General features: G+C 58.0%; 17 protein-coding genes. 4 read left to right on the forward strand and 13 right to left on the reverse strand.

Annotation, left to right across the window (positions count from 1 at the left end):
• Positions 1-192: 192 nt before the first annotated feature.
• The 3 genes from ACFFSY_RS28775 to ACFFSY_RS28785 all read right to left on the reverse strand — a co-directional run bounded on the left by ACFFSY_RS28775 (position 193) and on the right by ACFFSY_RS28785 (position 3,216).
• Positions 193-1,077: a LysR family transcriptional regulator gene (locus tag ACFFSY_RS28775; protein ID WP_377500698.1), complete on the reverse strand. Its 885-nt coding sequence runs from the start codon at positions 1,075-1,077 to the stop codon at positions 193-195.
• 242 nt (positions 1,078-1,319) lie between these two features.
• A complete protein-coding gene (locus ACFFSY_RS28780) occupies positions 1,320-1,970 on the reverse strand; it encodes a FusB/FusC family EF-G-binding protein (RefSeq protein WP_377500700.1) in 651 nt (216 codons plus the stop codon).
• Positions 1,971-2,202: 232 nt separating this feature from the next.
• The gene (locus tag ACFFSY_RS28785; RefSeq protein WP_377500702.1) at positions 2,203-3,216 is read right to left on the reverse strand and encodes an AraC family transcriptional regulator; all 1,014 of its coding nucleotides are present in this window, start codon (positions 3,214-3,216) and stop codon (positions 2,203-2,205) included.
• A gap of 129 nt (positions 3,217-3,345) precedes the next feature.
• Here ACFFSY_RS28785 and ACFFSY_RS28790 point away from each other — a divergent pair, with 129 nt between their 5' ends.
• Entirely contained in the window at positions 3,346-3,921 is a 576-nt protein-coding gene (locus tag ACFFSY_RS28790) for an NAD(P)H-dependent oxidoreductase (protein ID WP_377500704.1), read from the forward strand.
• A gap of 186 nt (positions 3,922-4,107) precedes the next feature.
• Here ACFFSY_RS28790 and ACFFSY_RS28795 read toward each other — a convergent pair whose 3' ends face one another.
• From ACFFSY_RS28795 to ACFFSY_RS28815, 5 genes are all read right to left on the reverse strand, one after another.
• Entirely contained in the window at positions 4,108-4,998 is an 891-nt protein-coding gene (locus ACFFSY_RS28795; protein WP_377500706.1) for a hypothetical protein, read from the reverse strand.
• 150 nt (positions 4,999-5,148) lie between these two features.
• Positions 5,149-5,655 (reverse strand): tellurite resistance TerB family protein, encoded by a 507-nt coding sequence (locus tag ACFFSY_RS28800; RefSeq protein WP_377500708.1) that lies wholly within the window; start codon positions 5,653-5,655, stop codon positions 5,149-5,151.
• A 90-nt stretch (positions 5,656-5,745) separates the two neighbouring features.
• Positions 5,746-6,126, reverse strand: a complete 381-nt coding sequence (locus ACFFSY_RS28805) for a VOC family protein (RefSeq protein ID WP_377500710.1) — start codon at positions 6,124-6,126, stop codon at positions 5,746-5,748.
• 16 nt (positions 6,127-6,142) lie between these two features.
• Positions 6,143-6,574, reverse strand: a complete 432-nt coding sequence (locus ACFFSY_RS28810; protein ID WP_377500712.1) for an SRPBCC family protein — start codon at positions 6,572-6,574, stop codon at positions 6,143-6,145.
• Between the two features lie 18 nt (positions 6,575-6,592).
• Complete coding sequence (locus ACFFSY_RS28815; protein ID WP_377500714.1) at positions 6,593-7,198, reverse strand: TetR/AcrR family transcriptional regulator; 606 nt, start codon at positions 7,196-7,198, stop codon at positions 6,593-6,595.
• A gap of 161 nt (positions 7,199-7,359) precedes the next feature.
• Between ACFFSY_RS28815 and ACFFSY_RS28820 the strand changes: the two genes are divergently transcribed.
• Genes ACFFSY_RS28820 through ACFFSY_RS28830 form a run of 3 tightly spaced genes read left to right on the forward strand, consistent with a single transcriptional unit; the run spans position 7,360 to position 9,802 of the window.
• Positions 7,360-8,145, forward strand: coding sequence for a MerR family transcriptional regulator (locus ACFFSY_RS28820; protein ID WP_377500716.1), 786 nt, complete (start codon positions 7,360-7,362; stop codon positions 8,143-8,145).
• Positions 8,146-8,147: 2 nt separating this feature from the next.
• A complete protein-coding gene (locus tag ACFFSY_RS28825; RefSeq protein ID WP_377500718.1) occupies positions 8,148-8,792 on the forward strand; it encodes a GNAT family N-acetyltransferase in 645 nt (214 codons plus the stop codon).
• Entirely contained in the window at positions 8,789-9,802 is a 1,014-nt protein-coding gene (locus tag ACFFSY_RS28830; RefSeq protein WP_377500720.1) for an alpha/beta hydrolase family protein, read from the forward strand. Before ACFFSY_RS28825 ends, ACFFSY_RS28830 begins: the two co-directional genes overlap by 4 nt.
• Positions 9,803-9,880: 78 nt before the next feature.
• Here the strand turns inward: ACFFSY_RS28830 and ACFFSY_RS28835 are convergent, their stop codons facing one another.
• The 5 genes from ACFFSY_RS28835 to ACFFSY_RS28855 all read right to left on the reverse strand — a co-directional run bounded on the left by ACFFSY_RS28835 (position 9,881) and on the right by ACFFSY_RS28855 (position 14,171).
• Complete coding sequence (locus tag ACFFSY_RS28835) at positions 9,881-10,750, reverse strand: AraC family transcriptional regulator (protein WP_377501546.1); 870 nt, start codon at positions 10,748-10,750, stop codon at positions 9,881-9,883.
• A 77-nt stretch (positions 10,751-10,827) separates the two neighbouring features.
• Entirely contained in the window at positions 10,828-11,340 is a 513-nt protein-coding gene (locus ACFFSY_RS28840) for a VanZ family protein (protein WP_377500722.1), read from the reverse strand.
• Positions 11,341-11,355: 15 nt separating this feature from the next.
• The gene (locus tag ACFFSY_RS28845) at positions 11,356-12,276 is read right to left on the reverse strand and encodes a M15 family metallopeptidase (protein WP_377500724.1); all 921 of its coding nucleotides are present in this window, start codon (positions 12,274-12,276) and stop codon (positions 11,356-11,358) included.
• 70 nt (positions 12,277-12,346) lie between these two features.
• Entirely contained in the window at positions 12,347-13,483 is a 1,137-nt protein-coding gene (locus ACFFSY_RS28850; protein WP_377500726.1) for a sensor histidine kinase, read from the reverse strand.
• Entirely contained in the window at positions 13,476-14,171 is a 696-nt protein-coding gene (locus tag ACFFSY_RS28855; RefSeq protein WP_377500728.1) for a response regulator transcription factor, read from the reverse strand. The genes ACFFSY_RS28850 and ACFFSY_RS28855 overlap by 8 nt, the downstream gene beginning before the upstream one ends.
• Between the last annotated feature and the right edge of the window lie 139 nt (positions 14,172-14,310).

Genomic DNA, 14,310 nt, shown 5'->3' on the forward strand with positions numbered 1-14,310 from the left:
CTATCGATAGAACGAGTAGAGACCCTGAATCTCCATCTTGCGTGTACGTCCCTTACGTCTATCTATCGAAATTATAAGTGGCAAGCGAAGGCCTAACAATCTAAATATTCAGACTACAATGGCAAGAAGGCGCGAAGCCAAAGGGCTGAATATGCCCAGGTTTCGCGCCCTTTTTTGCTGGAATCCGTTTACTTAGCCAGCCATCGCCGATCCCCCGACCTGCTCCAAGAAATGCCGGAACGGCTTGGACACCCATTTCTTCTTCGCATAGATGATCTGCGTATAAAATTTGCATGCGGGGTGAGCAAACGGTCTCGCCGCAAGCTTCCCCAAGCGCACGTCCTCCCGAACGACGATCTCCGGCAGCAGCGCGACGCCAAGACCATAGACGACGCACTGCTTGATCGCCTCCAAATTGCCGAATTCGTAGGAAAGCTTGCAGCCGACGGCAGCCTCCTTGAGCGCGCCGAGCAGCATCGCCCGATACGTACAGCCGTCCTCGGTGAGAATGAGCGACTCCCCCGCCAGATCGGAGACAGCGACTTCGGCAATTCCGGCCAGAAGGTGATCAGGGTGCATCACGATGACGAGCGGCTCTTCCCTTACCGCAACCGTATGGAAATCCGGGTCGGCGAAAGGCGGATCCAGGATGATGCCCAAATCCAGCTCCCCCGTCCGCACCGCCTCGATGATTGCCGGCTCGTTGCCCGGCTGCAGCATGACGTTCATCTCCGGGTAGGCCCGCTGATAAGCCTGCAGATGAGGCGGCAGGAAGAATGCCGCCAGCGTCTCGATCGTCCCGATGGCGAGCGAGCCCCCATGCTGCGCCGAGACCGCCTCCTTCGATTCGCCGTGGAGCCGGATAATATCCCGCGCATAGCCGAGCAGCACTTCTCCGGCATGGGTCAGCTTCATGCGGCGGCCGAACCGCTCGAACAGCACCGCCCCGTAGGACTCCTCGAGCTTCTGAATTTGCGTCGTTACGCTTGATTGGGCATAGCCGAGCTTCTCGGCCGTCTGCGTGAAACTGCCGGACTTGGCCACTTCCAGGAAGGTATGCAAATAAGTCAACTCCATGTTCCGTCCTCCTGTTCGTCCTGGCGTGTCGGTATGCTCCCATTATGAGCGGAGGTTCGCGTTTGAGCAATCATTTTGCGTTCTTGGTTGTCCGATTCAGCCGGAAGCGCAACCGCTCCCGCTCCGCCGCGGCTCATGCAAAAGCTGATTCTCGAATGCCGAACGCCCCATCCGCCGCAAATACCCTCGTACCTATGACAAAAAGAGCGGAGACCGAAGTCTCCGCCCTTGCGATGCCGCTGCTAATCCACGACGCTGCCGATGAACCGCTCCAGCTGCGCCGTCTCCGCCACGTTCTGGTTGCACGCGTGCGCATCCGTACACATGTAATTGCCCACGGCCTTGTAATAGTCGGGCGAAGCCTTGGCCGGTTTGGACTTGGCGATCGCCGAGAACATGCCTACCTCGCTCACTTTGTTGCACACGAAGCAATAGCTCTTCTTGTGCGACGGCGTGAACTTGCCTTCAATGCCGACGATACGTCCGTTATAGTCGTAGACCACGAACATCTTGCCCGTGGCGATGTCGTGCCAGCCGAGATAGGTGACGAAACGGCGATCGATCGACCCGACATCCGGCACCTTCAGCTTCTTATTCTTCGGAAACAGCTTGCGAATCCCCGCCTCGCTCACATCGGGGAACACGCCGATCAGCGCTTCCAGCGTACGCAGATACGTCTGAAAATCCTCGGCCGTCTTCGCTTCCGCCAATCCTTCGAGCAATTCGCGCTGCGCATCTTGCAGCTCCGGGAACTGCTCCGTGATTTTCGCGACCGCGCTGCTTCGGACCGTCTGCACGATTTTCGGATCCGCGCTCGTCCGCAGTGCTTGCTGTACGATAGCCGTTTGTTTCTTAATAAAGTTAAAGTGGTGGTTTCTAATAAATGGTCCCATTCCTGGTCAGCTCCTTATTTTGGGTGTTCGTGCCTGTCAAATAAGGTGCAAAGCCACCATTAGAAACGATGCCAGCTTATATAGGCGATAATCTCTTACATTAACGCCCCATGCAAAGTATCGCCTCTGTGTCGTGGCTTTGCATGAGTGGATGGAACCCGGCAATCGCGACTTGCCATCCTTACCACCTCCTATGACTTTATAATATAGCGGATTCGGTAGGTTCACGCAATCATCCGTTAAGGCCAGCTTGCGCCCGGTATTGGCCCGGAGTGAACCCGGTCCACTTCTTGAACGCGTTCTGGAAAGCGCTCGGCTCCGAGAAATGCAGCGCGTACGCAATATCCCCGACGGAATAGCCCGGCTTGCGCAAATAAGCGATCGCCAGCTCCCGGCGGACGCGTGCCGACAGCGCCTGATACGAGGTCCCCTCCTCTTTCAGCTTCTGTTGGACCGTACGCATGCTTAGGCCGAAATGATCTGCCGTCTGCTGGAGGCTCGGGAAGCTTGCAGGCATACAGGCGCCGATCCATTGTTCGGTCCGCCGTGTGAACGATTCGTGCTTGGTCAACCCGAGCTTCGTATCTCGGGCAACGCTCTCGAAGATCCCGAGCAGTTTGGGATCCGCGTATAGCACTGGAGCGTCCAGCACGCCCAGCGGCAGCACCAATTCGTTGTGCGGAGCGCCGAACGACGGCGTCAGCCCGAACACATGCCGGTATGGCTCTATAACCGCAGGCGCCTCATGCGCGAAGCTGACGCGCAGCAGCGGAGTCCGCCGATTCGCCAGCTTGCCGAGCAGCAAGAATAACGAGCTCGCCATATCTTCCGCGCAATGCCGGGCCATCTGGCCGGGATGCTCCAGGACCAATCGGATGCGCAGCTCCTCTCCGGACGTCGCCGATTCCAGATTGAAGCCGCTGCACAGGATGTCGTTGTATCGCCGATAAGCCGTCAGCGCCCCCTCGACTGTGCGCGAATGCATCATGACGTATCCTAATATGCCCATATCCGCAATATCCGTAATTAGCCCCTGGTTCAATCCGAAATGGTCGTCCCCCGTATAATCCGCCGCCGCGATCATAATCCGTTCCAGCTCGCTGCCCGGGATGCGCGCTTCCGGGTCCTGCAGCAGTCCGCCATCGAAGCTTGCGTCCTTGCAGAACGCCTCCCAATCCAACCCTTTATGCATGATGGCCTTCATGACCGGGTACACCATCGAGATTGAAATATCCGGCGATCCCACTACCGACCACCCTCCTTTGCGCGATTTCGCAGCCGACCTTGCGCGTTCCATCATACCCGCCGGCCCAAGTTCGTTTTATGCTTATTGCAAGGATAACACATTGCAAGCACCCGAAGGAGGAACACGACCATGAACATTCTCGTCATCAACGGCCACCCCGACGCGCAAAGCTACTGCGCCGCACTGGCAGGGGCATACGCCGCCGGCGCGACAGAGAGCCAGGCCGACGTGCGCCGTATAGACCTTGGCGCTATACGCTTCGATCCGAACTTGGCCTATGGTTATCGGCAGCGGACCGAACTAGAGCCGGAGCTCAAGGAAGCGCAGGAGCTGATCCGCTGGGCGGACCATCTCGTATTCGTCTACCCGACCTGGTGGGGCGCGATGCCCGCGCTGCTGAAAGGCTTCATCGATCGCGTCTTCCTGCCCGGCTTCGCGTTCAAGTATCGCGATAACTCCCAGCTGTGGGATAAGCTGCTGACCGGCAAAACCGCCCGCTTGATCGTCACCATGGACACGCCGCCTTGGTACAACCGGTGGATCTACCGCCATGCAGGCCACCGCGTCATGCGCAACAACATTCTGAAGTTCTGCGGCATTACGCCCGTGCGGATAACGGAGATTAGCCCCGTGCGGTCATCGACCGCGGAGCGCCGGGAGAGATGGCTTGCGGACACGAGAGCGCTTGGAGCCAAACGCGCGTAACGCCTACGACAAGCTTATGATCGTCTACTGCCTACTGTTCGGCGCACGTACAAAAGGCCGCCTCTCCCTGCAGTGGCTTGGGAGAGCGCGGCTTGTTTCATTTCGTGCAGCTATTAGTTGTCGCTATTTTGTTGCGGACCCTGGAGCGAATACGTCGCTGCTTTTGGTTACAAGCCACCATTGGCTCTATTCATCCGCAATGAACTGGAAGCCCTCAAGCTGGAATTTTCCATCCTTATAGCCGACGTCTGCCTTAATCTGTCCGAAATATTGGGGCTCAACTACGTTCTCGATCACGACGCCTACTGCGAATGTTCCGGTTAACTTGTTATTAACGGCTTCGAATCGTACAATCGCGCCATAGCCAAGCTCCCCGGTCACTTCGCCGTTATAACCGGTCTGGAACGGCTTCAAGCTCACTTTCGTCGTCGTGCTATCCAGCGTCACATAACCGAACAGCTCGCCATCTTCCGTGGATGTCTTGAACGCCAACGAATTCTCTAACTGAGCGCGATAATCCTCGTCGGTAAAGACGTGGTCGACAAAGGGACTGTCGCCCGAATCGTCGGACTTCGCTTCCACACCTTCGAATTCAACGATATGCAGCTCGTCGATCGCTACCCCCGTCCCCGAGCCGACGTGCAGCACGACGGCCAGCTCGTCATTGCCGTCTTGGTCGTAGTCGGTTACCTGCTCCTGCGGAAGTATCATTCTCGGCGTCGTATACACCCAATCGAACAGCTGCTTCTTCTCCCCGATTTGGAGCAGCGCGCCGTTGGGCTCCGGCGACAGCGTAATGTTCCGCTCCGGCAGCGTGACGGGTGGAATCACGACTTCCGTCCCTTCGTCGCTTGGCACGGGGTCTGCTGGTTGTTCGCCGTCCGAGGCGCCTTCCTCGCCGGCGTCTTCAGCCGCCTTCTCGTTCGTACTCGATTGTGCTTGCGTCTTCGCATCGCCGGACGCTTCGTTCCCGGTTGCGGCGGAACGAGCTTGCGGACCGCAGCCCGCGGCCAAGATGGTCGCTGCCGCTAATCCAATCAGCAATGCGGTTTGTAATACCTTCCGCGTCTTACCCATTTCTGCATCTACCTCCAGAACATTCCATCTTCTTCACAGACGCCCATCCCCAATAATAAAAAAACACGTCCCTGAAAGGCAATGTCGTCAGGTTAATTAACGCTGACGGGATTGCCCTTCGGGGACGTGCCGGTCGATGGATTCGTTCTCTTACACGCCGAGGGTAACTTGATAGCCCGGCTGGTTCATCGGATGGTTCTGATTAATGAATACCGAGCGGTCGTTCTTGAGGACGATAACTTCGAAGAACGGCTTGAAACGCTCTTCCGTAATATTGAACGCCGCCAGGAACTTGGCGAACAGCTCCTGCTCTTCGCGCTCCGGCTCGCCATCTGCCAGGGACGAGTCGACCAGGTTGACGAGGATACACATCTTCTGGGCATCCGTCAGGACCGGCGCGGCTTCGCGCAGGAACGAATCAACGGAGTTGGAACGCGTATATTTGAGCGCCCGGTCCAGCAGCGCGCGGTTGTTGGCACCGACGCCGATGACCCCGTTATTGGATTCGCCGCCAAGCACGGCCAGCAGCTGGCCGATCTCTTCGGTGTCCATCTCGCCGTCGGACTTCATCATGTACAACAGCGACGTCGCGAACGCGAAATGCGGCGTCATGCCTTCCGTCGATTTATCGCCTTTAAACATATCAAACAAACCCATGATTCAATACCTCCCGCAAATGTTAGCCCGGGCTGCCGCCCGGTTCCCTACTTTACGTACAGGCTAGCGGGACGTTTCATGTTGTTGAGTTCAGTTCAGCCGGTGTACGATCTCGTATTTGTTGCCGCAAGGGTCCTCGAAGTATACGGCATAATACGTCGGACTGATCGGGAACAGCCGCGGCCCGTCGTTCAATTTGCCGCCCGCCTCCTTCACCAACGCCGCAATCCGGTCGACTTCCTCTCTATCGTCAGCCCAGAAGCCGATCAGATTCGCGCATGGCCGATGGCTTGCGTCCTCCGTAATCGCGAAATAGGGCACGCTCGGCAGCTCGCCTTCCCCTGCGAATACTTTCCAATCTGCGCTATGGTAGGCTCGGGTAAAACCTAACTCGGGCAGCAGCCGCTCATAGAAAGGCAGCGCAAGCTCCAGATTGTTCACGCGCAGATCGATGTGGCTAAATCGGTTCATATTAATCCACCTCTCTCTATTGTTCGTTGGCTCTGACCATCATCGCGCCAAGCGCATCTTCCCAGAGCGTCTTCATCTCTTCCCTCAGCTCCGCGCTAGCCAGCTGCTCCTGATGGAAGCTGACCGTCGTCCCGCTCTTCGCCATTAGCAGCCGGATCTGCAAGGTTGACGGCGTCCCCCAAGACGCGCGCTTCCAACGCAGGCGCAGCTGCTCGAACGGCTTCACGACGCGAAACTCGCCGCTCACGCCTCCCGCGGCCTCGAACGTCTCGCCGACCTGATAACGCGGCGGTGCAACCTCGCCCAGCCACAGGCGCAGTCCCTCCGGCGACGTCAGGAAATCCCATGCCTGCTCCTGCGACCAAGGCAGTGTCCGACGAACGCCAATCTGATATCCGCTCGCGGCGGTTAATCCCAGCTTGCCGTCTTTCAACCGATCATTCCCCATGATATCCTTCTCCCTTGCTCAAATTGATTGTTCCGGCACCGCCGACCACGCACGCACGAATGAATCCACCCCGCCTGCGAGGATCGATTCCATCGACCGATCCGCAATCGGCGAAGCGCCGAACAAGCCCGCCATGAAAGCTCCATAATTCATCCACATGAACGCAATTGCCTGGGCTTGCACATCCATGTCGGTCACGGCTTGGCGTTCGCGCATATCTGCCAAATACCCTGTCAACAGTGCCAGCAGCTTGCGCGGATGCTGCTGTGCCCGCTCCCGGATGTCGGTCAGTTCGTCATCCTTCAGCACGATCAGAAACAGGTGGCGGTTGCGGTGCATAATGTCATGATACAACCGGCTGATCCGCGTCAGGTCCGCCCTTAATTCCCATACGATTGCGTCTTGGAAGAAGCGCTCCATCTCCGCCGCGTAATGATAGCGGTCGACTGCCTGATCCAACAAATTCTTCTTGCTGCCGAACTGGCGAAACAGCGTCATCTCGCTGACGCCGGCCGCCGATGCGATCTCCTTGGTCGATACTCCCTTGTAGCCTCGGCTTGCCATCAGTTCGATGGCGGCTGCCATTAACCGCTCTTTGCTGTCTTTGCTTTGCGATAACGTCATGTACCCACGCCCGTCATTATCAATGTGTGTTAGTACTAACTAACACCTTGAATATAGAATAATGCACCCCGTTAAATTTTGTCAATTCTTTGTTGACCTTAGGTCTGACCTAAGGTTTATTGTTAACTTAGCTGCCAAATGAACGAAAGGAGCTATATCCAATGCAAACCTACCTCACGATCAGCGAATTAGCCAAGTTGATGGACGTGTCCATTCATCAAATCCGTTACTTCGAAGAGAAAGGCATCCTGAACCCGGCATATACCGGCGACAATCACTACCGGATGTACGGGATCGAGGAAATTTATCGCTTATCCCATATTCTGCTGCTGCGCGAGCTGGAAGTACCCGCCTCGAATATCCGGGTTGCTCTTGCTTCTTACGCGGCCGAGGATTACGAAGCGCTGCTGAACCGGTCTATCACGCATATCGAGGCGGATATCGAGCGGTTGCAGCGGCTCCGCGGCTTCACCGGTGAGCTGTTGCAGCGTAGAGCGGCTTGGAAACATGCCGGCAATCCCCCCGACAATGCGATCGAGAGGTTAGAGAAGCGCATACTAACTCGTTGGATCGCGCTGCCCGGCAAGGAGACGTTCGACGCCCGAAGTCTGTTGGCACATAAGCCGAACCGAACCGCTCTATTCAAAACCGATTTGCACCTCGTCTTCGAGGCGGATGGGGAAGCGGCGCTCTACATCGCTGCCGTTCCCGGCGGATCGGCGGACCTGATTCTGGAGGCGGGCGACTACCTCGTTCGACGCGCCGCGATAGCCGTAGAGGACGAGCTGGAGCGCGAAATCGAGCATCTCCTCGGCTATGCGGCGGCAGTAGGCCTCACTCACTCGGGCACGGTTGTCGCGGTCGAGCGTTCGTATATGTCCATGTTCGATAACGGCAAGCTTCACTATGAAATTCAACTCGCCCTCAGCCTGCCTGGAGGAGAATGAGCATGGAGAAGCAAACGCCAATCGCGATCGTCCCGATAAGCCCGGAGATGCACCGCGAGACCTGTCAACTGATCGCCTCTTCGTTCCGGGACAAATTTCAAGCGCTCCTGCCCGTCGACGAACTTCGTTTGGCCGAAGCGCTCGCCGCCTGCGTGCCGGATAAGAACGGCGCCGAGATGCGCATGGTCGCGCTAATGGACGGCAATATCGTCGGATCGATCGGCTTAACCCGCGCGGGCGGCATGGCGAATGCCGGCACGCGCTGGCGCTTGGCGCTAGACGGGCTGCGACGGGAGCATGGCGTATGGAGAGCCTGCAAATTCGCCGTCGGAATGGCCCTGCTGCATTATAAGCCGCAGTTCCACGAATGTTATATCGACCATATCGCCGTACGCGCCAGCCATCGTAATTTGGGCATTGGCAGCAATCTCCTGGTTTGGGCGAAACGTTATGTTCGCGATTGCCCGGACCTAGGACGACTGACCCTTCACGTCGCGGGTTCGAATAAGGGAGCGGTCCTCCTGTACGAGCGTCATGGTTTCGCGACGATTCGCGAAATGTCCAGCATGTGGAGCGGCATGCTCTTGAAGGAAAGCCATTGGCGTTACATGGCATGGGACGCCCATGAATCGGAGGTCTGGGAATGACGCGAAAATGGATACGGCGGACGGCCGCTCTCTTGACCGGAACGCTCGCGGCGGCCGTCCTGCTCATCGTCTGGCAGCACGACTTCGAGATGGTCGAGAAGCCGATCGCCATTCGAACGGAACAAGGCATGCTTCGCGGCACGCTGATCATGCCGAAGACGCCGGCCGGCAAGGTCGGACTCGTCGTCTTCGTCCACGGGGACGGCCCAGCCGATGCGTCGTACGACGGGTTCTACAGGCCGCTCTGGGAAGCGTTCGCGCAAGCCGGCTACGCTTCCTTGTCGCTCAGCAAGCCCGGCATCGGCGGCTCCGAAGGCAACTGGCTGAAACAAAGCATGGACGACCGCGCGGAGGAAACGCTTCAGGCCATCAGGTGGGCGCGCAGGCAGACCATCATTGATCCTCGGCGGATCGGACTATGGGGCGCAAGCCAGGCGGGATGGGTCATCCCTTCCGTGGTGGAGCGCGACCCTGACATCGCGTTCAGCATCTTGGTCGCTCCCGCGATCAATTGGCTCTCTCAAGGCGCGTATCATACACGCCGTCTAATGGAACGAGAGGGGCATGCAGAGGCGGATATTCGCAAGCAACTCGCCTACGAGAAGAGTATCAACCAGCTGCTGGAACGCGGCTCATCTTACGAGGACTACGTTCGCATCGCCAAGAAGGGGCAGCGCATGTCGCGCGACCGGTGGCAATTCGTCGCGAATAACTTTCGCGCGGACGCAACGGCCAGCCTCTCGTCCTTTCGCACGCCCATCCATCTCGTGCTCGGCGGGCGAGATCTGAACGTGGACGCGGCGGAGACCGAGCGGGTCTACCGACAACGCGTCCCTCCCGGCCTGCTGACCGTGACGAAGCTGCCGGATGCGGACCATGCGATGCTGACGCGCGCGAATGCGGCGTCCGAGCTTCGCGCCGCCTTCTATGCGGTGTTCTTCCCCCGATACCTGTTCGATTCCGGGTACTTGAAGGATTTGGAAAGCTTCGTCCGGCGCCTCGGCGGATGAACGACAAAACGGCTCACGCGCTGCGATGCGCGGGAGCCGTTTTAACGTGTTTAGTTTGCCTGGTCAGCCTTACGGCTCCTAGCCTTGACGCTTCATCCGCACCGGAATCCAAATCTCGCTGCGGTAATCCGGGCGCGACGTATCCGGCGACTCGTTCCAGAGCAGCTCCGGTCCCTCCGCCTGCTCGTAGCCCGCGCCTGCAGACGGGAACCATTCCGAATAGATACGCCCCCATACCGATTGCAGCGCCTGCGGGAATGTGCCGATGGCGGTGAAGACCGCCCAGGTCGCGGCCGCAACTTCCAAGCTCGCAAGTCCCTCCGGTGCCTGCTGCGTTGTCGCCGCTCCGATGTAGTGGTCCAGCTCCCCCTTCTCCTCCATGCGTTCCTCGGAGAAATTCGTCGAAGCGCTAATCATCCCTGCGGGCTGTGTATCCGATAGTCCCTTGATCGTCGCGATCAACTCCGGTGTAAGCGTGCCCGTCATCTCGGCGATCGCCGGATTCACCCCCTCGAACACGATCGGCACCCGCCGCATAATCCCCACGATCCGAAACGCATCCTTCTCTACGATCCGGTATTCCATCTCGCTTCCTCCCTTTACGGTCAATTGAAAGGTCATGCGCGGGAATGCCTTCAACGACTGTCCACGCTTGCGAGCCTCGGAAGGCGTAACGCCGTGCAGCTGCGCGAACGCGCGGGTGAACGCATCGGGCGATTCGTAGCCGTACTTCAGCGCGGCGTCGAGAATGCGGACCGACTCATCCTGCAGTTCCATCGCCGCCAGCGTCAGCCTTCTGCGACGGACGTACTCCGACAGCGGAATACCTGCGAGGAAGGAGAACATGCGCTTGAAGTGGTGCTCCGAGCAATGCGCAAGACGCGCCGCCTCTTTATAGTCGATCTCATCCGTCAAATGCGCTTCGATGTACGCCAGCGCCCGATTCATTGTCTCCAGCAAGTTCCGCGCCTCCTCTCCTCTATACCGTACCACCTCGACCAGCGGACCGGCCCGACTTTCGGTGTTCAATTCTGCAGGGTGAACAGCCGATATCCGGCATAGCCGAGCAAGCCGCCGAGCGTGTTGAGGATTAGATCGTCCACGTCGAACGTCCCCATGGAGAACACGATCTGCGCGCATTCAAGCGACAAACTGACCAGGAACGACACCGCGGTCGCGCCGATCCACTTCCATCGGCTGAGCAAGCCGACGAAAGCGCCAAGCGGCGCGAAAATCGCGATGTTGCCGAATAGATTGACCGCATCGTTGCGGTTGGACAATCGCTGCAAATTCCGCGTAATCGACTCCAGCGGCGTGAAATTGCCGAAACTTAGCCTGTTCAGCGCATGCTCCGGATTATCCACGGCCAGCTGAAGCTGTCGGCCGAGCACCGCGGCGTCCACCGAGCCGTATTTGAACAAAATCACTTTAACGAGACCATACCCGTAAAGAAGAAATAACGCAAACCAAAACAGCCATTTCGCGCGTTGACCAACGTTCATGACGTTAACCGCCCTTGTCACCCTTGTGTTCTCCATGATTACACGCTCCTCCTATTCGTTCAGCCTGGACGTGACGATGACGCCGCCCTGATTATCCCCGGATAGTTCGACCTTGGCATCCGCCGGTACACGCACGGTTGCACGGCCGTCCACGGCGACCACTTGAATCTCGTACCGTTCGCCTCCCGCGTCGGTCCGGATGCCGCCTTTCTTCCGCAAATAAGCCGTGTACTCTTCCAAAGCCAAATTGTTCTCCGCCATGATCAAGCTGTGCGGCAAGCCGACGTAGCGGAAATGCCAAGGCTCGTACTGGATGCCGGTCACCTCCGTCTTATCCTTCGGGTAACGGAGAATAAATCCGTGCTCCGCGGCATGCCGGATGAGCCATTTCCCTTCCGGCGATCCGCCCATCTCGCCAAGCGTCGATCCCACGTCTAGCGACAATCCGGTATTGTGCTCGCTGCGGCCCGGCGGAAGCGCATAATCCGCTCCCTTCTGCTCGTACATCCGGCGCTGCTCGGCCTGGTCCCGGTAACCGCTGCTAATGCGAAAATGCGTGACCCCGTCTGCCGCCGCCGCGCCGACCATGTCGCGGAACCGTTCCGCCACGCTCGCGGAAAGCCTGGTGTCCGCCTCCAACAGCCCGTAGCCGAACGTCAGCTCCGGCTGTTCCGCTAGCGCAACGATATCGTCCAGAACGCCATCCTCGCGTACCGGATGCGCCGAGTTGACAAGAATCAAGCTTCCGGCGTACGTTTGCGCGTCGGTCAGCCTAATCGTCCGCCAGTCGCCGTTGCCGTTGCCGTCGCCGTCGCCGACGCTATCGCCGTCGCTGGCGCCCTTCTCCCAATCCACCGCAGTCGACTGCTCATCCGTCTTCGCAAGTCCGCCGCTCTTGTCTTCTCGATGGCGCTGCATATAGGCATTGCCGATCAACACGGCAAGCAACAACAAAACAACCCACTTCTTCACCAAACTCTCTCCTTTAACCGTCTGTTCTTAAGGTTAATGAAAAGTGTTTAAATCGAAAGTGGGTTGTTGTTTAAATTTTTCTTAAGTTGGTTCGATTTCCAGCACCTCGGCCGTCCTGCCGCAACGGCAGCCGCACCTCGAACGACGTCCGCGTCACGTCGCTCCGAGCAGATATGACGCCGCCATGGCGCTCGATGATGTTCTTCGCGATGAATAAGCCAAGTCCGGTGCTCCCGCCCTGATGGCTGCGCGCACGGTCGCCCGTGTAGAACATATCGAACAGAAACGGCAGCTCGTGTTCCGGGATATGATCGCCGTAATTCGTCACCCGCAGCGTAACCGCATCGTGATCCGTCTCGCAGTCGATGTCGACGAACTGACCGTCCGTTCCGTAGCGCGCCGCGTTCGACAGCAGGTTCTCGAACACCCGCGCGAGCATCGCGCCGTCGCCTTCCACAATGATGCGCGGCGGCACCTCGATCCGGGCGGACAAACCGTTGTTCTCGAAGATCGGATACATTTCCTCCGTCAACTGATAGAGCAGCTCGCTCAGATCAACCGGCCGCCGTTCGATATCGAGCATGCCGTAATTCATCTTCGTAATCTCGAACAGCTCCTCGATCAGCCGCTCCAGCCGCCGCGACTTGGTGTAAGCGATCATCGCGTAATGCTTCGCCTGCTCGGGCGGCAGCTGCTCGTTCTTCAGAATAAAATCCAGATACCCGAGCACCGACGTCAGCGGCGTACGCAAATCATGCGCCAAATTAAGCACGAGCTGATCCTTGCTCGTCTCCGCGAAGTCGCCGCGCTCGATCGCGTTCTTCAGCTTCTCGCCCGCCCGGTTGATGTCCTCGGCGATCGACTGGAATTCGTCGCCCGAGTCGATCTCCACGCGCGTCGCGAAGTCGCCTCCGGCAAGACGGCGGATGCCGCTCGATATTTTCTCGAAATACGCCGCGTACGGCTTGGACAATAAGTAGAAAAATAAAACCGCCAGCGGAATAAAGACGACCATGAACGTATTGACGTCGCCAACCTCGCTCATGAACCGGCGCAATCGCACGATCGGGTCTTCCGCGAACACATGCTCATGATAATAACTTTGCAGCCCTTTGTAGAGCAAATAGGTGAGCAGGCCGGAGAGCAGCATGCTCAGCCCGAACAGCCCAAGCATTTTGGACCGGAAGCTGCGCCTGGATTTAACCATTGAACGTATATCCAACTCCCCATACCGTCTTGATGAACTTGTCCTTATCTTCGCCAAGCTTCTTGCGCAGCGTCCGGATATGCACCATCACGGTGTTGCCGCCGCCATTCTCGTAGTAGGCGTCTCCCCACACCTGCTGGAAAATATGCTCCGCGCTGAACACGCTGTTCGGATGACCGGCCAGCAGACAGAGGATGTCGAACTCCTTGGGCGTAAGCAGGACCGATGCGCCAAACAAGGCAACAGTCCGCTTGTCCGGGTCGATTACGAGTCCGCCAGCTTCGATGATCGGCTTCGCCCCGGCGGACGGTGCGTTCAAGTGCAGGGCGCGGCGCAGCTGGGCATTCACTCTTGCGACCAGCTCGAGCGGATTGAATGGCTTGGTCATATAATCGTCGGCTCCCATCACGAGGCCGGTGATTTTGTCAAGATCCGACGCCTTCGCGCTAAGGAATATGATCGGGAACCGGTAACGTTCCCGGATTTGGCGTGTCAATTCGTGTCCGTCCAGCTTCGGCATCATGATGTCCAAGATGGCCAAATCGATCGGATTCGCAAGCACCGCCTGCAGCGCTGATGCGCCGTCGGACACTTTGATGACCTGATAGCCTTCCTGCTCGACGTGCATGGCGATGAGATCCGCGATCTCGGGCTCGTCGTCGGCGATTAAGATCGTTACGCGTTTCATGCGGAGAACAGCTCCTTACGTCTAGCGTCATTTATCCATTTATCTTAACGGAAAAGAAGGGACTGCTCAACGGTCGACTCTCATGAATTTCCGAATCTTCATGAGATTGGTTGAGAGAGGCAGGCGGACAACTCGGGAC

The organism is Paenibacillus aurantiacus (genome assembly GCF_042431225.1).
GTDB classification, from domain to species: Bacteria; Bacillota; Bacilli; order Paenibacillales; family Paenibacillaceae; genus Paenibacillus_Z; species Paenibacillus_Z aurantiacus.